This is a genomic window from Streptomyces sp. NPDC012510 (genome assembly GCF_042955065.1).
In the GTDB taxonomy this organism is placed as follows: domain Bacteria; phylum Actinomycetota; class Actinomycetes; order Streptomycetales; family Streptomycetaceae; genus Streptomyces.
Genome location: NZ_JBIBEN010000009.1, coordinates 231,162 through 254,045, shown reverse-complemented (window position 1 = coordinate 254,045; position 22,884 = coordinate 231,162). Strand labels below are relative to the sequence as shown.

At 71.8% G+C, this 22,884-nt stretch carries 22 protein-coding genes; 13 read left to right on the top strand and 9 right to left on the bottom strand.

The genetic code is table 11. The features are described from left to right. The first annotated feature begins 317 nt into the window (after positions 1-317). From ACFY9I_RS19370 to ACFY9I_RS19360, 3 genes are all read left to right on the top strand, one after another. Entirely contained in the window at positions 318-2,240 is a 1,923-nt protein-coding gene (locus ACFY9I_RS19370; protein ID WP_391003093.1) for an AMP-binding protein, read from the top strand. An 87-nt stretch (positions 2,241-2,327) separates the two neighbouring features. Next, positions 2,328-2,753: a hypothetical protein gene (locus tag ACFY9I_RS19365; RefSeq protein ID WP_391003091.1), complete on the top strand. Its 426-nt coding sequence runs from the start codon at positions 2,328-2,330 to the stop codon at positions 2,751-2,753. 173 nt (positions 2,754-2,926) lie between these two features. Beyond that, positions 2,927-4,213 (top strand): DUF4032 domain-containing protein, encoded by a 1,287-nt coding sequence (locus ACFY9I_RS19360; RefSeq protein ID WP_391003089.1) that lies wholly within the window; start codon positions 2,927-2,929, stop codon positions 4,211-4,213. Between the two features lie 15 nt (positions 4,214-4,228). Here ACFY9I_RS19360 and ACFY9I_RS19355 read toward each other — a convergent pair whose 3' ends face one another. Beyond that, positions 4,229-5,101 (bottom strand): universal stress protein, encoded by an 873-nt coding sequence (locus tag ACFY9I_RS19355; protein ID WP_391003087.1) that lies wholly within the window; start codon positions 5,099-5,101, stop codon positions 4,229-4,231. A 58-nt stretch (positions 5,102-5,159) separates the two neighbouring features. Between ACFY9I_RS19355 and ACFY9I_RS19350 the strand changes: the two genes are divergently transcribed. Continuing rightward, the gene (locus ACFY9I_RS19350; protein WP_391003085.1) at positions 5,160-5,513 is read left to right on the top strand and encodes a VOC family protein; all 354 of its coding nucleotides are present in this window, start codon (positions 5,160-5,162) and stop codon (positions 5,511-5,513) included. A gap of 50 nt (positions 5,514-5,563) precedes the next feature. Here the strand turns inward: ACFY9I_RS19350 and ACFY9I_RS19345 are convergent, their stop codons facing one another. Continuing rightward, the gene (locus tag ACFY9I_RS19345) at positions 5,564-6,781 is read right to left on the bottom strand and encodes a GntR family transcriptional regulator (RefSeq protein ID WP_391003083.1); all 1,218 of its coding nucleotides are present in this window, start codon (positions 6,779-6,781) and stop codon (positions 5,564-5,566) included. 175 nt (positions 6,782-6,956) lie between these two features. Between ACFY9I_RS19345 and ACFY9I_RS19340 the strand changes: the two genes are divergently transcribed. The 3 genes from ACFY9I_RS19340 (at position 6,957) to ACFY9I_RS19330 (ending at position 9,573) form a co-directional block, all read left to right on the top strand. After that, positions 6,957-7,103, top strand: coding sequence for a hypothetical protein (locus ACFY9I_RS19340; RefSeq protein ID WP_391003081.1), 147 nt, complete (start codon positions 6,957-6,959; stop codon positions 7,101-7,103). Positions 7,104-7,247: 144 nt separating this feature from the next. Continuing rightward, the gene (locus ACFY9I_RS19335) at positions 7,248-8,216 is read left to right on the top strand and encodes a pyridoxal-phosphate dependent enzyme (RefSeq protein ID WP_391003210.1); all 969 of its coding nucleotides are present in this window, start codon (positions 7,248-7,250) and stop codon (positions 8,214-8,216) included. Positions 8,217-8,349: 133 nt separating this feature from the next. Continuing rightward, positions 8,350-9,573 (top strand): 4-hydroxybenzoate 3-monooxygenase, encoded by a 1,224-nt coding sequence (locus tag ACFY9I_RS19330; RefSeq protein WP_391003079.1) that lies wholly within the window; start codon positions 8,350-8,352, stop codon positions 9,571-9,573. A 22-nt stretch (positions 9,574-9,595) separates the two neighbouring features. Here ACFY9I_RS19330 and ACFY9I_RS19325 read toward each other — a convergent pair whose 3' ends face one another. The 4 genes from ACFY9I_RS19325 to ACFY9I_RS19310 form a co-directional block, all read right to left on the bottom strand. Beyond that, positions 9,596-12,817 (bottom strand): amidohydrolase family protein, encoded by a 3,222-nt coding sequence (locus ACFY9I_RS19325; protein WP_391003077.1) that lies wholly within the window; start codon positions 12,815-12,817, stop codon positions 9,596-9,598. A gap of 92 nt (positions 12,818-12,909) precedes the next feature. Next, positions 12,910-13,401 (bottom strand): DUF6328 family protein, encoded by a 492-nt coding sequence (locus ACFY9I_RS19320; RefSeq protein ID WP_391003075.1) that lies wholly within the window; start codon positions 13,399-13,401, stop codon positions 12,910-12,912. A 175-nt stretch (positions 13,402-13,576) separates the two neighbouring features. Continuing rightward, positions 13,577-14,407 carry a DUF1206 domain-containing protein gene (locus tag ACFY9I_RS19315; protein ID WP_391003073.1) on the bottom strand — a complete coding sequence of 277 codons (831 nt, stop codon included), beginning with the start codon at positions 14,405-14,407 and terminating at the stop codon, positions 13,577-13,579. Next, a complete protein-coding gene (locus ACFY9I_RS19310; RefSeq protein ID WP_391003071.1) occupies positions 14,404-14,793 on the bottom strand; it encodes a hypothetical protein in 390 nt (129 codons plus the stop codon). The genes ACFY9I_RS19315 and ACFY9I_RS19310 overlap by 4 nt, the downstream gene beginning before the upstream one ends. A gap of 211 nt (positions 14,794-15,004) precedes the next feature. Here ACFY9I_RS19310 and ACFY9I_RS19305 point away from each other — a divergent pair, with 211 nt between their 5' ends. The 5 genes from ACFY9I_RS19305 to ACFY9I_RS19285 all read left to right on the top strand — a co-directional run bounded on the left by ACFY9I_RS19305 (position 15,005) and on the right by ACFY9I_RS19285 (position 19,667). Then, positions 15,005-15,928 (top strand): SIS domain-containing protein, encoded by a 924-nt coding sequence (locus ACFY9I_RS19305; protein ID WP_391003070.1) that lies wholly within the window; start codon positions 15,005-15,007, stop codon positions 15,926-15,928. 276 nt (positions 15,929-16,204) lie between these two features. Continuing rightward, positions 16,205-16,588, top strand: coding sequence for a hypothetical protein (locus ACFY9I_RS19300; protein WP_391003068.1), 384 nt, complete (start codon positions 16,205-16,207; stop codon positions 16,586-16,588). Between the two features lie 106 nt (positions 16,589-16,694). After that, positions 16,695-17,012, top strand: a complete 318-nt coding sequence (locus tag ACFY9I_RS19295; protein ID WP_391003066.1) for a DUF1232 domain-containing protein — start codon at positions 16,695-16,697, stop codon at positions 17,010-17,012. Positions 17,013-17,052: 40 nt separating this feature from the next. Then, positions 17,053-18,423, top strand: coding sequence for a CAP domain-containing protein (locus ACFY9I_RS19290; protein WP_391003065.1), 1,371 nt, complete (start codon positions 17,053-17,055; stop codon positions 18,421-18,423). A 128-nt stretch (positions 18,424-18,551) separates the two neighbouring features. Beyond that, positions 18,552-19,667: a serine hydrolase gene (locus ACFY9I_RS19285; RefSeq protein ID WP_391003063.1), complete on the top strand. Its 1,116-nt coding sequence runs from the start codon at positions 18,552-18,554 to the stop codon at positions 19,665-19,667. A gap of 8 nt (positions 19,668-19,675) precedes the next feature. On the opposite strand, the gene ACFY9I_RS19280 is transcribed toward ACFY9I_RS19285, so the two are convergent. Next, entirely contained in the window at positions 19,676-19,948 is a 273-nt protein-coding gene (locus ACFY9I_RS19280) for a glycosyl hydrolase family 65 protein (protein ID WP_391003208.1), read from the bottom strand. Beyond that, positions 19,945-20,175: a hypothetical protein gene (locus tag ACFY9I_RS19275; RefSeq protein WP_391003219.1), complete on the bottom strand. Its 231-nt coding sequence runs from the start codon at positions 20,173-20,175 to the stop codon at positions 19,945-19,947. The genes ACFY9I_RS19280 and ACFY9I_RS19275 overlap by 4 nt, the downstream gene beginning before the upstream one ends. Positions 20,176-20,322: 147 nt before the next feature. Here ACFY9I_RS19275 and ACFY9I_RS19270 point away from each other — a divergent pair, with 147 nt between their 5' ends. Next, on the top strand, positions 20,323-20,982 hold the full coding sequence (locus ACFY9I_RS19270) for a nucleoside/nucleotide kinase family protein (protein ID WP_391003061.1): 660 nt from the start codon (positions 20,323-20,325) through the stop codon (positions 20,980-20,982). Positions 20,983-21,164: 182 nt separating this feature from the next. Here the strand turns inward: ACFY9I_RS19270 and ACFY9I_RS19265 are convergent, their stop codons facing one another. Beyond that, entirely contained in the window at positions 21,165-22,883 is a 1,719-nt protein-coding gene (locus tag ACFY9I_RS19265) for a hypothetical protein (protein WP_391003060.1), read from the bottom strand. Position 22,884 lies beyond the last annotated feature (1 nt).

The window sequence follows — 22,884 nt, the reverse complement described above, 5'->3', positions numbered from 1 at the left end:
CACAGTGCCACACCCGTCGGACGTACCGGGTCGAAGGCATTACCGCCGGTCAGAGGTGATCAAGCCGTGTGCAGCGACGATTCCCACGAGAGGCTCACGAAAGGGGTCCCCCACGTGCCGCACATCACGTCCACCGCTCACTGAGCGGATATGTACCGGCGGCTCGCCGGTTCCCGCGAGGGTCGAGGTGCGGATTCCGCTCGGGCGTCGACTTGCGGATTCCCCGCGCGGGCGTCGGCGCCGTACGCTACGTTCGATCACCCGCCGGTTACCGCACCATCGGCGAGGTCGCGTGCAGGGAAGGTTCTGAGCGTCGCATGAGCAACTTCGGCATCGCTCCACCGACGAACCCGTTCATGGCCGGAGGGCTGGCCGATTCGCTCTTCGAAACGGCGCACCGGGATCCCGCGCTGCCGCAACTGGCGCGCCGCGACGCCGCCTCCCCCGGCACCTGGACGCGGGTGAGCGCGGCCGAGTCACGGGACGAAGTGGTCGCACTGGCCAAGGGGTTGATCGCCTCCGGGATCCAGCCGGGCAACCGGGTGGCCGTGATGGCGCGGACCCGTTACGAGTGGACGGTGCTCGCCGTCGCCCTGTGGACCGTGGGCGCCGAGATCGTGCCGGTCTGTCCGACGTCGTCGCGCGACCAGATCGAGTGGATCCTGCGGGACGCGGTCTGTGTGGGCGTCGTGGTCGAGAACGAGATGGGCGTGATGACGGTCGGTTCGGTGTGCGCCAAGCTCCCCCGGCTGCGGCACGTCTGGCAGTTGGACGCCGAGTCGCTGCCCCGCCTCGTCGAGGCGGGGCAGGACGTGCCCGACGCGACGGTGGACTCGCTGCGCCGTATCGTCATGCCGGACTCGACCGCGGTGATCGCGTACACGTCCGGCACGACCGGCAGGCCCCGGGGCTGCGCGCTCTCCCACCGCAGCCTCGCCAGCCCGTGCGACGTCCTGCTCACGGGCTGGCGGCACACCGCCGCCGCGCCCGGTGAACAGCCGGCGATCCTCGCGTTCCTGCCGTTCTCGCACGTCTACGGCCTCATGATCCAGGGCATGTGTCTGCGCGGCGGGCTGCTCCTCGCACACGAGCCGGAGCCGACGGAGGAGGCCCTGTCCGCCGCGCTGCTGTCGTTCCGGCCGACCTACCTCTTCGGCGTCCCCTATGTCTTCGAGAAGATCTACAAGAACTTCCTGCGCAAGGCCCAACAGGCCGGGCGGGGCCCGTTGTTCGAGCGCGCGGTGCGCACCGCCCAGGACTACGCCCTCGCCGTCGAGCGGCAGCGGCTGAACACGGGCTCCGGCCCGGCCATGGACCTGAAGCTCCAACACGCCTTCTACGAGAAGACGGTGTACCGCAAGCTGCGCGCGGCCCTCGGCGGCCGGGTGCGCGGCGGCTGTTCCGGCGGCTCCCCCCTCAACCGCGACCTGACGCTCTTCTACGCCGGCATCGGCATCCTCATCCACGACGGGTACGGCCTCACCGAGACCGCCGGGGGCATCACCGCCCAGCCGGTGGGCCGGGAGAAGTTCGGCACCGTGGGCCGTCCGCTGCCGGGCACGGAGATCCGGGTGGCGCGGGACGGGGAGATCCTGGTCAACGGGCCCTCGGTGTTCCAGGGCTATGTCAACGACGAGGCGGGCACCCGGGCCGCGCTCCAGGACGGCTGGCTGGCCACGGGAGACATCGGGCGGCTGGACTCCGAGGGGTATCTGTCGATCACCGGGCGCAAGAAGGAGATCATCATCACCAGCGGCGGCAAGGGCGTGGCCCCGGCGCCGCTGGAGGAGCAGTTGCGGACGCATCCGTTGATCCATCAGGCGGTGGTCGTGGGCGACAACCGGCCGTGTGTGGGTGCCCTGATCACGCTCGACCCGGAGTTCCTCGCGCACTGGCGGGGCTCGTTGTCCGCGCCGGGCGAGCTGCTGGGCCGGGAGGCCCGGGAGGAGAACGCGCTGAGGCAGGAGGTGCTGCGCGCTATCGCCGGGGCCAACAGCACGGTGTCGCGGGCGGAGTCCATCCGCGTCTACCGCATTCTGCCCGAGCCGTTCGACCTCGCCAACGGGATGCTGACACCGTCGATGAAGCTGCGTCGGGACACCATCGTGCAGCGGTACGAGGCCGAGATCGAGGCCATGTACGCGACCTCCGCGCGGGCCGCCCGCCGCGCGCCGTCGGAGGAGATGGCGAACTGGGACGACGTGGACTCCGACGACGTCTTCCGCCGCATCCGGCGCTGACGCCGAATTCCCTCACCTCTCGTGCGCTGATCCACTACGCTGCCCCGGACTTCGAACAATCGAACAGGGGGACTGTCAGTGGGGCGTATGGGGCCGAGAAAGCTGCTGACCACGGTGGTGGCGCTGGGCGGCGGGGCGTTTCTGCTCGGAGCGGGGGTGCTCCGGCTGGAGACGCAACTGACGGGGGTGCCGGGGCAGTTCGTCGTCGGGCGGTGCGAGGTGTCCGAGTCCCGGGGCGACGACGAGTGGAAGTGCAGCGGGTCCTTCCGGGCCGACGACGACGCGTTCCGCATCCCCGAGGTCGAGGTGGACACCACGTTCGCGACGAAGCCCACCGAGCCGGTGCCCGTCCATGTGGACGACGCGTCGTCGACCACGGCCGTCGAACGGGACAACGGCGTGTGGCTGTACCCGGGTGCGACCGGGCTGCTGTGCCTGGGTGTGGGAGCGTGGAACGTGCGGTCCGCGCTCAAGCGGCCTAAGGAGGAGCCGGCGGCACCGGTTCCTGCCTGAACCACGAGCGCGCCCGCCCGACGGCGGACGGATCCGCCGGCCTCGGGTCCGACCACAGGTCGGGCGGCCGGTTGACGAAACGGTCCTCCGGATGCGGAGATGCTCCAGGCAGCGGCGGGGGACCGCCCGCCCTCGAGCACTCCGCACCACCGTGAGACGAAGGCAGAGGACCCATGGCACTGCAGATCAGCGCCACCAACCCGGAACACCCCGCGCTGCTGCTGGAACTGCCGTGGCATGTGCCGCTGGAGGAGTGGCCCGAGCACCACCTCGTGCCGCTCCCCCGGGGCATCTCCCGCCACGTCGTGCGCTACGCCCGTGCCGGCGACGAGGTCGTCGCCGTGAAGGAACTCGCCGAGCGGCCCGCCCTGCGCGAGTACGAACTGCTGCGCGACCTCGACCGGCTCGGCATCCCCGCCGTGGACGCCCTCGGTGTGGTCACCGGCCGCCTCGACGACTCCGGTGAACCGCTGGAGTCCGTACTGATCACCCGTCATCTGGGCGGCTCGATGCCGTACCGCTCGATGTTCGAGACGACCATGCGTCCGGCCACCATGCACCGTCTGATGGACGCCCTCGCCGTCCTTCTGGTGCGGCTGCATCTGGCCGGCTTCGCGTGGGGCGACTGCTCGCTGTCCAACACGCTGTTCCGACGGGACGCGGGCGCCTACGCCGCGTATCTGGTGGACGCCGAGACGGGTGATCTGCACCCTCAACTCAGCGGCGGGCAACGCGACTACGACCTCGATCTCGCCCGCGTGAACATCAGTGGCGAGTTGCTGGACCTGGAGGCGTCCGGGGCGCTGCACCCCTCGGTGGACCCGATCGACTTCGGCAACGAGATCTGTTCGCGCTACCACGGGCTGTGGGACGAGCTGACACGCCGGTCGGTGTACCCGGCCGGGAAGTACCACTACATCGAGCGCCGGATCCGGCGTCTCAACGACCTCGGTTTCGACGTCGCCGAGATGCAGATCGAGCACGCCGACAACGGCGACTCGGTGACGTTCGTGCCCAAGGTCGTGGACGCCGGGCACCACCAGCGGCAGTTGCTGCGGCTGACCGGTCTGGACACCGAGGAGAACCAGGCCCGGCGGCTCCTGAACGACCTGGAGAGCTGGATGGCCACCCAGGACGACTACGCCCCGGGCGACCCTCCCCCAGGCTCTCGGCTCCGCTCGAGCTGGGGGGACCCCCATGGCGCCCGCCCCGAGGTGCTGGCCCACCGCTGGGTGCGGGAGGTGTTCCGGCCGACCGTACGGACCGTCCCGCTCGCACTGCGCGGCTCGATGGACCCGGCGGAGATCTACCACCAGCTCCTCGAACACCGCTGGTACCTGTCCGAGCGGGCGCAGCACGACATCGGCCTGGACACGGCGGTGCGGGACTACATCGACAACGTCCTGCCCAAGGCGCTGGCGCTGCTGCCGACTCCGGCCGACGACGTCACCCCGATGTGAGCCCCCGGCTTCCGCTCATGCGTGCGGGACCACGGCCACCGGGCAGTGCGCGTGGTGCAGGACGCCATGGGCCACCGAGCCGATCCGGGCGCCGACGGCCGTACGGCGGGCGCGGCGCCCGACGACCATCAGCTGCGCCCGCTCGGCCACGGACAGCAGCACCTGCCCCGCGCTGCCGATCTCCACGTGCGGGGTCACCGACACCTCGGGGAACCGCCGCCGCCACGGCTCCAGCGCGGCGGCCAGCGCCTTCTCCTCGAACGGCTCCATGCCGCCGGCCTCGTCGAGGAGCTTGAGCGAGCCGGGGCTGTAGGCGTACAGCGGCGGCAGCGTCCAGGCCCGGACCGCGCGCAGGGACGCCCCACGGGCCGCCGCCGTCTCGAACGCGAACCGCAGCACGTCGGCGCTGTCCTCCGGCGCGCCCTCCTGCCCCACGACGATCTCGCGTCCGGCGGCCTCACCGGACGGGCTGTCCCCGGCGCGGACCAGCACGACGGGACGCGGCGACTCGACGATCACCTGCTGTCCGACGGAGCCCAGCAGGAAGCCGACGACCGCGCCGTGTCCACGCGAGCCGAGCACCAGTGCCTCGGCGTCACCGGCGGCGCCGACCAGCGACTCGACCGGCGAACCCTCCACCGGCTCCGTCGTGATCTCCAGCTCCGGGTGGCGTTCCGCCACGCCGCGTGCCGCTTCGGCGAGCGTTTCCCGGGCCCACCGCTCCTGCCCGTCCCGGTCCACGGTGACCGCCTCGTGCGGCTCCCACCGCCAGGCGTGCACCACCCGTAGCGCCAGGCCCCGGCGTACGGCCTCCCGGCCGGCCCACGCCAGCGCGGCGAGGCTCTCGGGCGTGCCGTCCACTGCGGCGGTGATCGGGCGCGTCGTCATCGTCCACCTCTCTGTGTCACTCACGGCTTGCAGGGCAAGTCTTCCCTACCCTCGCCGCATGACCCTGGAGTGGGAACAGATCGTGGTGGACTCGGCTCAGCCCGAGGTCCTGGGCCGTTGGTGGGCGAAGGCCCTCGACTGGGTCGTCGTCGACGACTCGTCCGAGGAGTACGAGATCCGGCCGGCCCCGGACCGTCTTCCGGGGCTGCTCTTCGTACGGGTCCCCGAGGCCAAAACCGTCAAGAACCGTCTCCACCTGGACTTCCGCCCCGACGACCAGGGGGCGGAGGTCGCCCGGCTCCTGGCGCTCGGCGCCCGCCACGCGGACGTGGGCCAGGGTGACGAGCCGTGGGCAGTGCTGATGGATCCGGAGGGCAACGAGTTCTGCGTACTCGCCGCGCACGAGGGCTGACTCCGCCGGTCCGAGTCGGTAGCAGCCGTCGTCGCCGGTCGCAGCACGGCTCAGTGGGTATCGGGGCGGGCGAGCCGCTGCCAGACGGATTCGAACCATCGCCGCGCGTGCTCCACGAACCTCGATCCCGGCGAGTCGGGGTCGTCGTCCTTGACGTGGTGCGTGAGCGCGGCCCCCGAGCTCAGCACGTCCGTGACGTTGATCATCTCTCCGTTCAGGGCGAGGGGGCGCTGGACGACCTCGTAGAAGCCGTGCAGGGCTGCCACGTCGTTGATCAGGTACAGCTTGAACGACGGCACCAAAGAGACCCGATGGAAGGTGAAGCGCACGGAGGGAACGAGCCTGGAAGTGAACAGATCACTCAGCGTGCTGTGCAGCTGAGTGAGGTGGCGCCGTGTGATGTCGAGGCCACGTTCCTTCAAAGCGGCGTCGTCCGCCGCGTCCGTCGAGCGCCAGTAGGGAAAGTCGAGCGACTCACTGGGCACCAGCACCCGCAGGGTGATGCTCTGGGGGGCTATCTGCCCGGCGTAGATGCGCTCCGCCTGCAACCGGATGTGTGCGGACAGGGACTCCGACGTCAGGGTGAAGACATCGAGGGTCACTTTCCGTTGTTCGAAGGCCTCGACGATGACGGGGCCCAGTGCGACCGGACCGCGCCCCTGCTCGACGCCCGTCGGCGAGTGGCTCCGGACACCCCTGATCACGCGAGATCCGCTGCCCTGCCGCAGATCGATCCATCCCTCGTCCCGGAGCTCCCGGAGCGCCCGCCCCAGAGTGTCGCGTGAGACTTCGAGCTCGCCGGCCAAGAGGCGCTGGGGCGGGAGCAGGGAGCCCAGCGGGTAGCCGCCGTCGGTGATACGCCTTCGCAGTTCGGCCGTGACACGCTCCAGCCGGGCGCCGCCACCATGTCTGTCCGGCTGAGCCGTCGGCCCGCTCGTCTCGTTCGCGTCGGTGCTCTCGGAGCGGGGATCCCCGTACGCGCGGTCGTACAGCTCCTTGAAGTGCTCCACGGTGTCGGTGGGGCGGCGTCGCGCGCCGGCGAGCTTCGTCAGCTCCTCCACCAGGAGCTCGACCACTCCCCAGCGTGGGAGAACCGGCTTGGTCAGGGCCTGATGGATCGTCGTGTAACTGACGACGCCCTGCCCTCCGACGGCCTTCTGCAGGTCCCGGGAGGACGGCCACCCGGCGCGGCCGTGGAGCGCGTGGAGGGCCCGGTTCAGTTCACGCAGGGGGCCTTCAGGCAGCTCGGGAGCCTTCCAGCGTGACATGGGCGACTCCCCCGCGCTGTCAGAAACTGTCAGACGTCATCCGCCTCTCATGATGCGGGTCTTGCCTTGTTCTGTCAGCACCTGTGCGAAGTTGTGGATGTTCATCAGGATTCGTTGGTGCGGGAGCGACACGGTCGACGCTGATCAGCAGGACACGTCACCGTCGGAGGCCGTGATGAACGAGATCAGTACCCGCATGCTCGTACTGCTGGTGGTGGGCGCGCTCACCGCCTACGTCGCCCATCGCGATCCCGGCGTCGGGGCGGCGATCGCCGTGGGGGTGATCGTCATGGCTCTCTTCCATGACCTGCTCGGCAAGTAGCGCGCCCGGGGTCGCCCGGCGCGGCGAAGGCGAGGGAAGTCCGCTTGACCTCAGGGGCGGCGGTCGATCAAGGTCGAGGGGGAGGCGTCCGGGATTCGGGCGTCATCGAGAATCGTGCGGAGCGGGGTGGATGCGTTGATCCAGATGGCCGAGATCCGGGAGGCGGCCGAGAAGATCGCCGGGCATGTCGTGCGGACGCCCACGGTCCCGAGCCCGGGGCTGTCCGCGCTGCTGGGTGTGCCGGTCGTCGCGAAGTTGGAGTTGTTGCAGCGGACCGGTTCGTTCAAGGCCCGTGGTGCGGTGGCGAAGTTGCTGACGTTGACGGACGGCGAGCGGGCGGCCGGGGTCGTGGCGGTCAGCGGCGGGAATCACGGCATCGCGCTGGCGCACATGGCGGCCGCGCTGCACATCAAGGCGACGGTCGTGATGTCCCGGACCGCGCCCAGGCGCGCCGCCGACCTCGTCGAGGCGGCCGGTGCGACGCTGCGCCTCACCGACGGCATGGCCGAGGCGTTCGCCCTCACCGACCGGCTGCGCTCGGAGGGTCTCACCCTCGTCCACCCGTTCGACGACCCGGTGGTGATCGCCGGTCAGGGCACGGTCGGCCTGGAGTTCGCCGAAGACACCCGGGACAGTGAGGGCGGCGGTGCTCTCACCGACGTGCTGGTGAGTATCGGTGGTGGCGGGCTCGTCTCCGGTGTCGCGACCGCGTTCAAGACCCTGCGCCCGGACATCCGTGTCTGGGGCGTGGAGACCGTCGGCGCCACGGCCATGGCGCAGGCACTGGCGGCTGGCGGTCCCGTGACGGTCCCGCTCTCCTCGATCGTCACCACGCTCAGCGCCCCCTCCGCGTCCCGGCTCACCTACGACCATGTCTCCGCGCTCGTCGAGGACGTCCTCGTGGTGCCGGACGCCGAGGCGGTCCAGGGTGTCCTCGACCTCGCCGAGCACGCCAAGGTGTGGACGGAGCCCGCCGCCGGGTGCCTGCTGCCCGCGGCCCGTCAGGTGCTGGAGCGGGTGGGCGAGGGCGCGCGACTGGGTCTCGTCGTGTGCGGCGGCAACGCGACCGCGGCCGACGTCACGGACTGGGCGCGACGGTTCGGACTGCTGTGACCCCGGCCCGCCTCACCCGGCGGCGGCGGCCGGGTTCACCCCGTCATCGTCACCCCGGTCACCGGCTCCCCTCAACACCCTTGCGGTGCACCGTACTTGAAGCCGCTCGCACCGCACCCGGCATAATGCACGAGTGACCACCCCCACCGCTCTCTCGGACGCCGGCCCTGCCCGGCGCACCCCGGTCGTCATCGTCGGCGCCGGACCCGCCGGGCTGACCGTCGGCAACCTCCTGCGGGCCGCCGCCGTGGACTGTGTGGTGCTGGAGACCGAGAGCCGGGAGTTCGTCGAGCGGCGGCCGAGGGCCGGGTTCCTCGAGGAGTGGGCGGTACGGGCGCTGGAGCGGCGCGGGCTGGCCGACGGGATCGTGGAACGGGCGCCGGTGCACACGGAGTTCGAGTTCCGCTTCGATGGTGGGCGACAGCGGTTCCCGTACACGGAGATCACCGGGCACCACCACTACGTGTATCCGCAGCCGCTGCTCGTGACGGATCTGGTGCGGGAGTACGCGGACGTCCGGGGCGGCGACATCCGCTTCGGGGTGCGCGACGTCGAACTGCACGACCTCGACGGCGACCGGCCCTCGGTGTCGTACACGGATGCCGAGACCGGTGAACGCCACCTTCTCCCCTGCGAGTTCGTCGCCGGCTGCGACGGCGCGCGGGGCGTCACGCGGACCGCGATCCCCGCGGAGCACGCCACCGTCGCCCGGCACGACCACGGTGTCGGCTGGCTGGCGCTGCTCGCGGAGGCGCCCCCGTCGTCCGACTGCGTCGTCCTCGGCGTGCACCCCCGCGGCTTCGCCGGGCACATGGCGCGCAGCCCCGAGGTCACCCGCTACTACCTGGAGGTCCCGGTCGGCGACGATCCGGCGAACTGGCCCGACGAGCGGGTCTGGTCCGAGCTGCACACCCGCCTCGCGGCGCCCGGCTCCCGGCCGCTCACCGAGGGTCCGCTGATCGAGAAGCGTGTGCTCGACATGCACAGCTACGTCACCGAGCCGATGACGTACGGCCGTCTCCATCTCGCCGGTGACGCCGCGCACCTCGTCGCGCCCATCGCCGCGAAGGGCATGAATCTCGCCCTGCACGACTCCCTGCTCCTCGCCGACGCCCTCATCGCCTACCTCGACAAGGGCGACGACCGCGGACTGCGCGGGTACTCGGACGCCTGTCTGCGCCGTGTCTGGCACTACCAGGAGTTCTCACAGTGGCTGGCGGAACTGCTGCACGGGCCGTCGTCCGGCGACGCCTTCCGGGCGGGCGCGGCCACCGCCCGGCTGCGCCGCGTCCTGGGCTCCCCCGCCGCCGCGTCGACCTTCGCGGAACTGTTCATCGGCAAGGGCACCGACCACTAGGCCAGAGCGGGCGTCCGGGCTCTCAGTGGCCGTGGTGGCAGCAGCCGTCCTGTCGCATCAGCCGCCCGACCTCCAGCCAGCCCTCCTCGGGCTCCGCCTCCATCGCGCGCCGCGCCGTGGGCCGGTACGCGGCCACCAACTCCTCGGCGGCGTGAGGGACTCCGCCCCTGAGGACGGACACCGTACGGACCAGGTCGGCGAAGTCGGTGAAGGGGTCGCCGTCGACGACGGTCAGGTCGGCGAGCCTGCCCGTCTCGACCGTGCCCAGGTGGTCGTCGAGGCCGAAGAGGCGGGCCGGGAGGACGGTCGCGGTGCGCAGGGTCTCGGCGGGGGTGAGTCCGCCTTCGTGCAGGGCCCGCAGGGCGATGTGGAGGAAGAGGCCCACGGGGCCGAGCGGCTGGTCGGTGCCGAGGGCGACGGTGCCGCCGGCCGCGAGGATCCGCCGGTAGACGTCGGTCTCGGTGCGCAACGCGGTCAGTTGGGCCGGTGTCGGCGCGACCCCCGCGGCCCGGCGTACGAAGGCGGCGTCCCAGGGGGGCATCACGACGGTCACACGGGGGTCGTCGGCGAGGGACGGGTCCGCGCCGATGAGGGGCGCTGCCGTGAAGGGCGTGGCGATGAGGGAGAAGTCCATGCCCGGCGCGGTGTAGATCTCCTCCACGTCCTGGAGCGCTCGCCCGGTCGTGGTGATGGCATGACCGAACTCGGCGCGCTGGGTCGCCTGCAGATGGGTCGTCAGGTCCTGTCCGAGCTGCACTCCCGGCGAGAGGAGGTGGCCGCCGGTGCGTACGCCGAGGCGTTCGTGGGCGAAGCGAACGGCCTCGCTCATCACCCAACCGGGCGCCCTCACATATGTCTTGACGAAGTCCCAGTCGAGCGCCGCGCCGCGCTCCAGGGAGCGGCGCAGTCCGGCCTTCGTCCGGTGGGCGCGTCCCATGCTGTACGCGACACGTGCGCCGTCGAGGAGTTCGCCGGTGGTGAGCAGCCTGGGTCCGGCGAGTCGGCCGGCGTTCACCTCCTCGCGGATGCGGACCTGCTCGTAGGCGAAGCCGCCGAGGGAGACGGCCGTGGTGACGCCGTAGGTCAGCTGTCCGGCGGCCTGGCGGCTGCCGTAGGTGCTGTGCCAGGGGTGGGTGTGGGTGTCCCACAGGCCGGGGATCACGGTCTGCGCGGAGGCGTCGACGCGGCGCAGGGCGGCCCGGCGGCCGCCCCGGTGCGGTTCCACGGCGGTGACGCGGCCGCCGCGTACGACGATGTCGACGTCGTCGCGGACACTCTCACCGGTGCCGTCCCACAGGCGCCCGGCGTGGACGACGGTGTCTGCGGGTGTGGGCCGGGTGCGGTCGAGCGGCACACGGACGGTCCGGGGTTCGCCTCCGGTCGCGCCGATGAGGCGGAGCCGGGTGCCGGACTGGTAGAGCAGGGTGGTGGAGTCGCCGGACCAGGTGGGGTGGTCGGCGGGTTCGGTGGTGAGGGTGCGCAGTTCGCCGCGCGGGGTGCCGTCGGGGGTGACGGGGAGCAGGCACAGCGCGGACTCCACGATCACGGCCAGCGAGCGCCCGTCGGGTGACCAGACGGGCCCGGAGTCGTAGCGGTCGGCGATCGAGGTGTGGGGCGCGACCGCGTGCAGCCGGTCGGCGCCGGTCGTGCTGTCCACGACTCGGATCAGGTTGTAGCCCTCGCGGAAGCGGGCACCCAGACGGTTGCGATCGCACAGGGCGAGGTACCGGCCGTCGGGCGACCAGCTCGGCCTGCCGGGGAGGCCTCCGCCGCCCAGCGGGGCCGCGAGGACGCGTTCCTCGCCGCTGTCCAGGTCGCGTACGACGAGTTGTCCCGTCAGGTCGAGGGCGGCCAGTCGCCGTCCGTCGGGGGACAGGGCGGGCATGACCCGGCCGCCGGTCGCCAGCGCGGTCTCGTCACCGGTGGCGAGGTCGTGCCGGTACACGCCGAGAAGTCCGTCGCGGTCGTCGGCGTAGACGAGGGACCTTCCGTCAGGTGCCCAGGAGGGTGCGAGCAGGTAGCGGGTCGGCGGCGACTTCCGCAGCCGCTTCGGCGGGCGCCCGCCCGAAGTACCGCCCAGCCACAGGGAGTTGAGGGCGGCGAAGGCGACGCTGCGGCCGTCCGGCGACAGTGCGGGCAGATGGATGCCGCGCACGGGCCGTACACGGGCCTCCCCGAGGTCGTACTCCTTGACCCGGTAGCGCGGCCGGTCCACCGGGAGCACGCCCTCGAAGGGGATCGCTTGCGGACGCGTCGGTGCTTCGGGGCGTACGAGGGTGAACCTGCCGTCCAGGGTCAGCAGCAGTTCGCCTCGCGCCGTCCAGCGTGGCGGCACGGGTGCGATGTCACCGTGGACCGGGAGGGGCTTCCCGTCGACGACGAGGGTGCAGGAGCCGCTCGGGGAGGCGGTGGTGCGCAGGTACGCGAGGCGGCCGTCGGGGGCGAGGGCCGGGGTCATGATCTGGGCCGCGGCGGTTTCGGTGTGTTCCACGACGACCGTACCGGTGCCGTCGGCGGCGACCGCGGCGACGGTGCGGGACTCCACGGACGGCGTGGTGCCCGAGGTGACGACCTCGGCACGCACGAACAGCAGCCGGGTGCCGTCCGGTGACCAGGTGGGGTCGAAGTCCTCCCACCTGCCGTCCTGGAGGGGCCCGTCCTGGCCGGGGAGGCCGGTGACGGGGGTGATGTCGCCGCTGTTCAGGTCGAGGATGTGGATGCGGTACGGGCTGCCGCCCAGGGGGCTGCCGGGGTCACCGCCCCGTTCGGAGCCGAAGGCGAGCCGGGTGCCGTCGGGCGACCAGGCAGGCGCCCGGTCGTCCCAGGGGCCGTCGGTGCGTTGCCGCAGGTCGGAGCCGTCCGGGCGCATGGTCCACAGATGGAAGCCGCCGCCCTGGTAGGCACAGAACGCGACGAGGGTACCGTCCGGGGAGTACGTGGGCCGGTTGGGTTCGAGGCCGGCCGGGGTGAGGGGGACCGCTGTGCCGCCGGTGCGCGGCAGGGACCACAGGCCGCTCTGGATCTCGGCGATCAGTGTGTCGCCTGCGGGCGCTAGGGTCGCCGAGCCGTTGGTGGCGCGGGTGAAGGTGAGGGAGAGGCCGGAGCCGGGTGTACGGGGCATGGCGGTGGCGGGTGTGCTCGATCCGACGGTGCCGGCGGTGCCGAGGACTGCTACGGCCCCGGTGGCGGCCAGGAGTTGACGGCGGGTCAGGGGCGGGGCGGAACGACTCTGGTCTCGGTCCATGGCACCGAACGCTCGCGCACCACCCGGAACGGAGGCAACACCACGCTTCACGCCATCGGAGGGCCTCGCTCCCCGGGCGACGGCGCCCGGTGTCACTTGCGGGTCGCGGCGACCCGGATCCACGCCGGCAACGCGAACCAGCACAACAGGTACCAGAGGACCACGCACGCCACGAGCCAGGGCACGTACGCGTCGTGGGTGGCCACCCGGAGGATCAGCAGCAGCGCCGCGGTCATCGTCGCGAGGAGCAGGATCAGGCCGACGACGGTCAACCGGGCCGCCCAGCGCACCGCGTCCGGTTTGATGCGTCTGCCGGCGACGATCCGGTGGAAGGAGACGGGTCCGATGAGGGCGCCGGTGGCGGCCGCGCCGAGGACCACGGTCGCGATGTAGATGTCCTTCTCCGTCCGTGGCAGGTCCGCGTAGCGCGGGGTGAACACGACGGTCAGCAGGAAGCCGAAGAGGATCTGCACCCCGGTCTGGGCGACCCGCACCTCCTGGATGAGCTCGCCCCAACGACGGTCGGCCCGCTCGTCCTCGGTCTCGTCGCGGCCTCGGCCCTGGTTGCCGTACACCTCGGTCACGCGTCCTCCCGGTCGGGTCGGTGTCCCCTTCCCTGGATGGCGCCCTGACCTCGATGCGCAAGCACACACCCGCACCACTTCACTCACACGAGTGAATCCAGGTGGCGGATCGGTCACGTGTGTCAGTACCGGCCCAGCGTGACTGCGGTTGCCCCGAGCCTCCCCGGAGGGCGGCTCACACCCGGCGCCAGCGCGCCATGGCGAAGGAGAACAGGCCGAACAGCACGAGGCCCGCCGCGACACACGCCAGCAGGGCCGGGCCCGCCGGTGCTTCGGCGAAGGAGCGAAGGGTGTCGTCGAGGCCCTTGGCCCGGTCCGGCTCGTACGCGACGGCGGCGTGAACGGCGAAGCCGCCGGCCACCGCGAACACCAGCCCGCGCGCGGCCCCGCCGACCATCCCGGTCAGATCGACGGCCCGCCGCGTGCGGCGGGACATCTCACCGAGCCGAAGATGCTTGTGGTACGAGCGCATCAGGGCGCGTACCGCGATCCACACGCCCGCCACGATCACGCCGACGCCCGCCGCGCCCACGAGCCACTGCCCGCCGGGGAGTTCGAGGGCTCGCGCCGTCACGTCCCGCGACTGCTCGTCGCTGGAACCGCCGCCGCTGCCGCCACCGCTGTTGTCACCGGCCGCGAAGGTCAGCACCGAGTAGGCGACGAAGGCGTAGAAGACGAAGCGCGCCGCGGACGCGAGCCGCTTCGTCGTCTTGCGGCCGTCCGGGCCGACCGCGCCGAACACGGCCTCCGACAGCCGCCACAGTGCCATGCCCACGAGGCCGATCCCCAGCGCCCACAGCATGACGGAGCCCAGCGGCTTCTCCGAGATCTCCGCGAGCGCACCCTGGCGGTCGGCCTGCTCCGAGCTCCCGCCGAAGGCGATCTGCAGGGCCAGCGCCCCGACCAGCAGATAGATGACGCCGCGTGCGGTCAGCCCCGCCCGCGCCGCCCCCTCTGTCACCGAACCGCGCGCCGCGCGGCCCCGCCCCACCCCCAAGGTCGTCATCGGCCGCGCCCCTGCCTTCCCTCGACCCGAAGCTGCAACTGGACCTCCTGGTCACCGGCGTCCACGCCCACCTGGTGCACGGTGTACTCCTCCTCGAGGGCAGCCCGCAGCAGCCGTACGGCGGGCGGGCTGCCCTGGACCTCGACCGTGACGGACTCGGACGGCGCTTCGGGACGGTCCTCGGCGTCGGCGGGAACGGCGGACGTGTCGTACATGCCGGTCCACATCGTCGGCCGGTCGGTGCCGGTCTCGTGCGGCGGATCGTCGGGGCGCCGGTCGGACTCGAAATGGGCGCGCAGACAGGCGAAGACGCGTTCGGCGTCCTGGGCGGAGCAGTCGCAGAGCACGACCTCCACCTGGGACACGGGCAGACTGGGCAGGGTCACGAGCGTTTCTCCCTGGTGTGGACGACAGGGTGCGGGTACCCCCATGGTGTGCCCGAAACAGGGTTCCCGCAGGTCGCGCGCGAGGGCGCCCGGCGGGGGCGGGACCGACCCGGTGGACCGTCCGCCGCCCCTGGGCATCGCCCGATTCCCGCGGGCCCTCCCGGGCCGTGGGCTATGTTGAGTGGTCGTGGGAGACGAAGGAGGCGCGCGGGTGCCATCGCCGCAGCAGGCACGTGCGCAGGCATCAGCGATCACGTCCGGGCGGACCGCGCCGGACACCGAGCAGTCGCCCACGTCCCGGCTCAGGGAGCTGTTCGACGGGCCCCGGCTGTCCCCCGGGCAGCGGCGGATCGCCCAGTACCTGATCGAGCACATCACCGAGGCGGCGTTCCTGTCGATCACCGATCTCGCGGAGCGGGTGGGCGTGAGCCAGCCCTCGGTGACCCGGTTCGCGGCGGCCGTCGGCTTCAGCGGCTACCCCGCCCTGCGGGAGCGGCTCCAGACCATCGCCCTCGCCACGCTGGGCAGCGCCCCGGGCCTCTCCGCGGCGGACCGCAGCAACGAACTGCAGGCGGCCGTGGACGCCGAGATCGAGAACCTGGAAAACCTGCGGCGCGACTTCGCCGACCCCGACCAGGTCATCGAGATCGGTCGCGCGCTGTCCCGCTCGGCACCGCTGACCGTCCTGGGCCTGAGGATCTCCGGCGCACTCGCCGAGTACTTCGCGTACGCCGCCCGCCGCATCCACCCCGACGTACGGCTGGTGACGAAGGGCGGCACGGTCGCCTACGACACCCTGCTGCAGTCCCGGGAGGCCGGCGGCACCTGGGTGCTGGCGTTCTCCATGCCCCGGCACGCGCAGGAGACCCTGACCGCGCTGCGGGTGGCCCACGGCGCCGGGCTGAGGGTGGCCCTGGTCACCGACCTGGCGCTGGGGCCGCTCGCGGACGAGGCCGACGCCGTCTTCGCCACCGGGACCGGATCACGGCTGGTCTTCGACTCCTACGCGGCCCCCGTGATGATGTCCTCCGCCCTGCTCCAGGCCATGACGGACGCCGACCCGGAGCGGACCCAGGCCCGTCTGGAGGCGTACGAGCAGGTCTCGGAGCAGCACCAGTTCTTCCTCAGGGAGTGATCCCCTTCGTCCCACATGAGAGGACAGCAGGGGATTATTCACAACTTCTCCGGCATGAATTTTTTCATGCCCTTGCAAACTCATCGGTATATATAAATACTGCTCGCGGATCGTGACCCGGTGCAACGCCGGGTCACCCAGTCCGCCCGGGTCCGTCCGCTCCTACCCGCCACGGCGCCCGGGGTGAGGCGGCCCCGGCCATCCCCTAGACCGGGGCCGCCCGGACTCCACCCGAGTCGGACCCACTGGCGTCGATGCAAGACCGGAGCGTTGAACATGGCCCTCACCTCCTCACCGATCCGTACTGACTGGCCGTGTCAGGTCAAGACACCCGGCAGTTACGACTGGGAGAGGTCCGCGGCCAAGTGGTTGCGCGAGCTGGTGCCGGCCCGTTACGGCAGCTACCCGGCGATGCTGCGCCATCCGGTCCTGCTCGCCCGCCACGCCCAGATCCAGGTCGAGCACGAGATCCGCGTCGCCCGCACCGCGCTGCAGACCGCCCGCTCCGAACTGCCGCGCCTCGGCATGTCCGAGTCGGTCATCGAGCACACCATCAAGATGTACGCCGCCGAGGTCATGCAGCTCAACCACATCGCCCGCTCCATCCGGGCCGTCAGCCAGGCCCTCGTGGACCACAACCTGGCCCGCGCCGCGCACTGACCCGCCCGCGCCCCCGCGTGCCGCGATACACGGCGCCCGCGCAGGGAAGACGATGGACAGGGCACCAGCCGGGCACGACGCCCGGCGCTAGCGAGGGGCGGGACCGATGGATTCCTGGACATGGGGTGTGATCATCGCGATCGCGCTGGTCGCGGCCGCCGTCCTGGGCGTGGCCGTGTGGCTGCTCCTGCGGCTCGTCCGCACCCGACGCGAACTTCGCCGGGCCGGCCTCCCCACGGGCCCCAAGTGGGTCTTCTGGGGCGCCGTGCTCTACCTCGTCCTCCCCACGGACCTCGTGCCCGACCCGGTCTACCTGGACGACATCGGCGTCCTGCTGCTGGCCCTGAGGTCGATGCGCACCGGCCGCCAGGACGCCCTGGCCGGCGAGCCGCGGGAGGGCACGGGAACCGCCCTGCGGGGGTGAGACGTTGTCGGGCTGACGGTCACTGCGACGGACGGCACCGATGAGCGAGCTGGTACCCGGGGGCAATCTCCCCCTGCCGGGCGGCACCCTGACGATCAGGGTCGCGGGCCCCTTCGACGTGTCGGCGCTCATCACCGACGACACCGGCAGGGTCCGGGGCGACGCCGACTTCGTGTTCTACAACCAGCCGAGCGCACCGGGCGCCCGCCTGACCGGCGAGACCTTGACGGTGGACCCCCTCGGCCTCCGCCCCGGCGCGACCCGCCTCACCGTCGCCGTCAGCCCCGCCGACCCGGGCACACCGTTGGGCCATCTGCCCGCCCCGACCCTGCTCGTCACAGGGACCGGCGGCCGGACCCTCGCCCGCTTCACACCGCCGAGGCCCCAGCGGGAGACCGTACTGCTCCTGGCGGAGCTGTACCACAAGGAGACGGGCTGGAAGGTCCGGGCACTCGGGCAGGGTTACGCGGACGGACTGGCGGGAGTCGCGAGGGACTTCGGCGTGGACGTGATCGAGGAAGCGTCCGCACCGGGCCCCCGGAGCGGGCGCGGGGCTGCGCCACGGTCGGCTCCACCGCGCGAGCGCGATCAGCCCCCACGCGCACGCGCCGTACCCACATCCACACCGACCCACGACTCGGACGGCTTCCTCGCCCTGGTCAACTCCATCCGGGCCACGGCGGGTTCCCCGCCCGTATCACTGAACCGCCGACTCACCACGGCGGCCCGAGCCCACGCCACCGCGATGGCCGCACAGGGCAGACTCGCGTCCGAGGGCACCGACGGCCTCTCCGTCCACCAACGTGTCACCGCAGGCGGTTACGCGTACCTCACCATCGGCGAACACCTGGTCTCCGGCCCCCGCACCCCCGCCGAGTTCGTGGACTACTGCCTCTCCGACCCACGCACCAGGCAGACCCTGTGCGAACCGGCCTGCGTCGAAACCGGCTTCGGCCACGCGCCCGACCCCCGCTCGGGAACCGTGTTCTGGACGGCACTGTGGGCCCGCCCGTTCTCCCCCCTCGGGCTTCGGCAGACCGCCGCCGAGGTCATCGCCCTCACCAACGCCGAGCGCGCCACGGCCGGCCTGCCCCCGCTCTCCCCCGACCCGCACCTCACCGCCGCAGCCCAGGCGCACAGCGCCGACATGGTGGCGCGGGCCTTCTACGCGCACACCTCCCCCGACGGCGGCGAACCGTGGCACCGCGCGGCGGCGGCCGGCTCCGCCCTGCGGTCCATCGGAGAGAACATCGCCTGCGGTCAGCGCTCCGCCGCCGAGGTCGTGCGCGGCTGGATGGACAGCCCCGGGCACCGCGCGAACATCCTGAAACCCGGCTTCACCCGTATCGGTGTCGGCTTCGTCGGCGGCGGCGCGGCCGGTACGTACTGGACCCAGTTGTTCGGCGGCTGAAACCGACCCGCCGAACCGTCCCTCTTTCGAGTCGGGTAACTCACCTTCCCACCTGGCTACTTGACTGTCCGTGACCACTCGACTCCAATGCACCTGTCGATGACAACGGGTGACGGGAGACGGATCAGATGGTTTCGAGAACGGCCGCCACGGGCGTGGCGACGCTGGGCGCGGTCATGTTGTCCCTCATGACGGCCCCCGCCCAGGCGGCCCCGCTCACGGGGCCCGACACGCCCGCGCTGCGGAAGGCGCTGCGCACGGCGCTGAAGCAGGGTGCGCCGGGCGCGTTCGCCAGGGTCGACGACAACGGCACGGTGCACCATCTGGCCGAGGGTGTCGCGGACCGGACCACCAAGCGGGTCCTCGGCACCGGGGACCGCATCCGCGTCGGCAGCGTCACCAAGACGTTCACGGCGGTGGTCCTGCTGCAACTGGTCGACGAGGGCAGGGTCAAGCTCGACGCCCCGGTCAACACGTATCTGCCGGGCCTGCTGCCCGACAAGCGGATCACCGTGCGTCATGTACTCAGCCACCGCAGCGGTCTGTACGAGTACACCAACACGCTGTTCTCCCCCTCCGTGGCGGGGTTCGAGAAGGTGCGCAACAAGGTCTTCACCTATCGCCGGCTGATGGACCTGTCGCTCGCCAAGCCCCTCACCAACAAGCCGGGCTCGGCCTACTCGTACTCGAACGCCAACTTCGTCGTCGCCGGCATGCTCATCGAGAAGGTCACGAAGAAGCCGGTGGGGACGGCGTACCAGGACCGGATCATCAAGCCGCTGAAGCTGGCCGACACCTTCTACGTCCATCCGAAGAACACCATCCCGGGACGGCACTCCCGCGGCTACATGACCGCCGACTCGACCGGCCGGAAGATCGACTCGACCCAGCAGACGGCGTCGTGGGCGCAGAGCGCGGGAGCGATGGTGTCCAGCGCCAAGGACCTGAACAAGTTCATGTCCGCGCTGGTGAAGGGCAAGCTCACCTCGGCCGCCCAGCTCAAACAGATGCTGAGGTGGACACCGGTGAGCAGCACCCAGGCGTACGGGCTGGGGCTGCGCCGGCGTGATCTGTCGTGCGGGGTCTCGGTGTACGGGCACACGGGGACCGTGCAGGGCTACTACACCTGGGCGTTCACCTCGAAGAACGGCAAGCGCGGTGTCACCTCGTTCGCCAACACGTCCAACAACGGCACGGTGTACGCGACCATGAACAGCACGCTGGAGTCCACCTTCTGCGGCTGATCCGCCGGTCACCGGGAGACGAGGCCGGCTGCGGTCTCGGTCCGTCCGCCGACGGGGGTGGCCGGGGCGCCGGGGCGGTGGCTGCCGCGGTACCGGGCCGGGTGGCTTCGGTGCGGGATGTCCAGCCGTCGGGGTTCGTCGCCGTCGAGGGTGACCGGCTCGCCGTGGTGGTGGATCGTCAGCGAGTCACCGGAGAGCAGTTCGCAGGTGGCGTACCGGGGCCTGATCTCCACGCGCAGACAGGTGTCGAGCAGCACGACTCCGAAGGCGAGCGGGCTCAGGCGCTCGGGGAGGCAGGGTGCGAAGCCGGCGGTCGTGCCGTGGTGACGCAGCCCGCCGACGCTCGCGACGAGCGCCGTCCGAGCGCCGTCCGAGTGCCGGCGAGGGAGGCCATGTGGAGGCCGTCGCGGGTGTTGTGCTCCAGGTCCTCCAGATCCATCAGCGCCGTCTCGGTCAGACAGCCGTAGTGCTCGTGGACGCCGAGTTCGTGGTCGTGAGGGACGTACATGACCTGGGCGGCGTCGCGCCGGGCGGCGCTCTCCCGCGTGAGGCGGCGACCACACGTACTGCTGTGCGGCGCGCTGGAGCAGCGCGAGCGCGGTCGTCGGGCACGACCAGGTGTCCGAGTACGCCGGTCCGGTCTACCGTCGTGCGCATGTCCCTGACCTTCGACTTTCTGCTGGAGCGGGCCGCCTGCCTCGTCCGCCCCGGCCGCCGGGCCCTGCTGGGCATCACCGGGAGCCCCGGCGCGGGCAAGACCACCCTGGCCGAGCGGCTGACTTGTACGTTGAACGGCGACGGCGAGCCCTGGGTCGCCCATGTCCCGATGGACGGCTTCCACCTCGCCGACGCCGAACTCGACCGCCTGGGCCGCCGACACCGCAAGGGGGCACCGGACACCTTCGACGCGGCGGGCTACGCGGCGCTGCTGGAGAGGCTGCGCGGCGACGAGGACGGGATCGTCTACGCCCCGAGCTTCGAACGCACGCTGGAACAGCCCGTAGCCGGCTCGATCCCGGTGCCGCCCGGCGCCCGTCTGGTCGTCACCGAGGGGAACTACCTCCTCCTGGACCGCGGAACCTGGCCATGTGTCCGCTCGCACCTGGACGAGGTGTGGTTCTGCGATCTCGACGAGCCCGAGCGGGTACGCCGGCTGGTCGCCCGTCACGAGGAGTTCGGCAAGGCGCACGAAGAGGCGGTCACCTGGGTCCTGGGCACGGACCAGCGCAACGCCGATCTGGTGGCGGCGACCAGGCGCCACGCGGACCTCGTGGTGCCGCAGGCGGCGATGCCGAGACCGGAGGCGCGACCGTAGCGACGGCGGAGGTCCGGGAAAGGCCGGAGATCCTTCGGCGAGGCCCGGTCCAGGCCTGTTGCGAAAGCGGCGTCGTACGCCCCCGGAGTGCCGGCTGGACGTGCAGCGAACCGAGCCGGCGTGGGAGGTGCACGGGGTTCAGCACTTACTGTCCGGGGTGGCCATGGCGTGGTTCGGCGGCGTCACACGCCGGGTGCGGGCCGGCGTGCGCGCAGGGCGAGGGTCAGTGTGTGGGGGCCGAGTCCACCGAGGTAGACACGGTTCCCGGTCGTCGCGTCGGTGCCGCCCACCACGGAGTAGTCCTGACCGGGGTCGTACCGCAGTACCTCGCTCCGGTCCGGCCCGGCGAGCGGTTCGCCCGCCTCCACGCCGGCCTCGACCCGGATCTCGTCGTCGCCGACCCGGTAGGTCATCGGCCCGGTGGTCAGGCACCAGCGTCCGTCGCCGATCGGTACGGCGCCCTCCGGTACGCCCCCGGGCCGGAAGGTCAGTTCGAGTGCCCAGGGCACCCGGGGTCCGCTGATGTCGATCCGCAGGTCGGCACCGTCCTCCCGCAGGTCCACCTCGACGCGGGTCGTGTGGGAGACCTCGTCCCGGGGCCGGTCCGGGAAGGCCATCGCGGCCGAGAAGCGTCCCTCGTCCCCCAGTTGGTAGACGCCTTCGTCCAGCCTCCGGTCCTTCGGGAGCGGCTGGTAATAGGCGGCGGTGTGGGTCTGGGTGAGCCGGTACCGGTTCTCGGCGGTCTGTCGCATGTCGGCGGCGCGGAACGGGCCCAGGTCGAAGAACCCCCGTGTCAGGCGGACCGCGTCGAGGACTGCGTCACCGGCGAACAGGCGCAGGAACGTGGGGTTGCAGGCGAGGCCCGAGCGGATGCGCCGGTGCTCGGGCACATCGGAGCCGCCGTAGACCACGGTGTGCGCGGTGGCCGTGGCGCGGGCGGCTAGGCGTGCGGTGGTGAGGTACCGGTCGCGCGGCAGTGTCTCCGCTGCCGGGGCCGGCAGGGCGCGGCACAGGTCCGGGGTGAGGAGGGTCTGGGCGAGCAGGTCGGGGTCGTCGATGCCGGCGGCGGCCGCCAGCCGTGCCGTCCGGGCGAAGTCGCCCCGGCCGGTGCGGATCGCGAGCAGCCGGTAGTGCGGCAGGTAGGGCGTCAGCGGGAAGGGTTGGTGCTGGTCCTGGCGGCGCGAGTGAACGGTCTCCACCGTGCCGTCCGGCCTGATCAGGTCCAGGGTGGTGGCGAGGTTGCGTTCGACGGCGTCCAGCAGGTCGGTGCGGCCGAGCACCTCGGCCAGGAGCAGCAGCGATGGGTTGGACACATGGGCCGCGTAGTTGGCGCTGCGTTCCGAGTACAGGCCCTCCGCGTCGATGTCGACGCCCTCGGCGAGCCACTCCTCGACGCGGTCGAGCAGCCGGTGGTCCGGGAAGGACCGGTGCAGACGGGCCAGTGCCGCGCACAGCTCCCAGCGGTGGTTCGGGGTGTGCACCCCGCCGGTCAGGAGGCTGTCGGTGGCGGCGCCGGCGATGTCGGCGAGCGCGGCGGTGACCTCGCGCAGTGCCGGTCCGGCGTCGGCGGCGAGGAGGTGCGCGTCGCAGACGTCGTTGACGGTGAACGCGGAGTCCGGGGGTGACTGCACGTTGTCGCCGCCGGCGAAGAGGCCGGTGGTGGTCTGTGTGGCCCGCAGTGCGCGCAGGTGGGTCGTCGCGGCGGCGACGGCCCGCGCGCTGCCGTGCAGGGCCGAGTCCGGGGAGCGGTATGCCGCGACCAGGGTCTTCACCCGCAGCGCCAGACCACGGTGCGGCACACCGGCGGGTTCCTCGTCGGGGTCGGCCGCCAGCGGGGTGGCCAGCCGGTCGGCGGCGCGGGCTGCCGCGCGGACGAACTCGTGGTCGAGCGGGGTGGGCAAG

What these genes read in the sequence shown, in the direction of transcription:
- ACFY9I_RS19370 (WP_391003093.1), top strand. Translation starts at nt 318, where the DNA reads ATGAGCAACTTCGGCATCGCTCCACCGACGAACCCGTTCATGGCCGGA.
- ACFY9I_RS19365 (WP_391003091.1), top strand. Translation starts at nt 2,328, where the DNA reads ATGGGGCCGAGAAAGCTGCTGACCACGGTGGTGGCGCTGGGCGGCGGG.
- ACFY9I_RS19360 (WP_391003089.1), top strand. Translation starts at nt 2,927, where the DNA reads ATGGCACTGCAGATCAGCGCCACCAACCCGGAACACCCCGCGCTGCTG.
- ACFY9I_RS19355 (WP_391003087.1), bottom strand. Translation starts at nt 5,101, where the DNA reads ATGACGACGCGCCCGATCACCGCCGCAGTGGACGGCACGCCCGAGAGC.
- ACFY9I_RS19350 (WP_391003085.1), top strand. Translation starts at nt 5,160, where the DNA reads ATGACCCTGGAGTGGGAACAGATCGTGGTGGACTCGGCTCAGCCCGAG.
- ACFY9I_RS19345 (WP_391003083.1), bottom strand. Translation starts at nt 6,781, where the DNA reads ATGTCACGCTGGAAGGCTCCCGAGCTGCCTGAAGGCCCCCTGCGTGAA.
- ACFY9I_RS19340 (WP_391003081.1), top strand. Translation starts at nt 6,957, where the DNA reads ATGAACGAGATCAGTACCCGCATGCTCGTACTGCTGGTGGTGGGCGCG.
- ACFY9I_RS19335 (WP_391003210.1), top strand. Translation starts at nt 7,248, where the DNA reads ATGGCCGAGATCCGGGAGGCGGCCGAGAAGATCGCCGGGCATGTCGTG.
- ACFY9I_RS19325 (WP_391003077.1), bottom strand. Translation starts at nt 12,817, where the DNA reads ATGGACCGAGACCAGAGTCGTTCCGCCCCGCCCCTGACCCGCCGTCAA.
- ACFY9I_RS19315 (WP_391003073.1), bottom strand. Translation starts at nt 14,407, where the DNA reads ATGACGACCTTGGGGGTGGGGCGGGGCCGCGCGGCGCGCGGTTCGGTG.
- ACFY9I_RS19300 (WP_391003068.1), top strand. Translation starts at nt 16,205, where the DNA reads ATGGCCCTCACCTCCTCACCGATCCGTACTGACTGGCCGTGTCAGGTC.
- ACFY9I_RS19295 (WP_391003066.1), top strand. Translation starts at nt 16,695, where the DNA reads ATGGATTCCTGGACATGGGGTGTGATCATCGCGATCGCGCTGGTCGCG.
- ACFY9I_RS19290 (WP_391003065.1), top strand. Translation starts at nt 17,053, where the DNA reads ATGAGCGAGCTGGTACCCGGGGGCAATCTCCCCCTGCCGGGCGGCACC.
- ACFY9I_RS19285 (WP_391003063.1), top strand. Translation starts at nt 18,552, where the DNA reads ATGGTTTCGAGAACGGCCGCCACGGGCGTGGCGACGCTGGGCGCGGTC.
- ACFY9I_RS19275 (WP_391003219.1), bottom strand. Translation starts at nt 20,175, where the DNA reads ATGTACGTCCCTCACGACCACGAACTCGGCGTCCACGAGCACTACGGC.
- ACFY9I_RS19270 (WP_391003061.1), top strand. Translation starts at nt 20,323, where the DNA reads ATGTCCCTGACCTTCGACTTTCTGCTGGAGCGGGCCGCCTGCCTCGTC.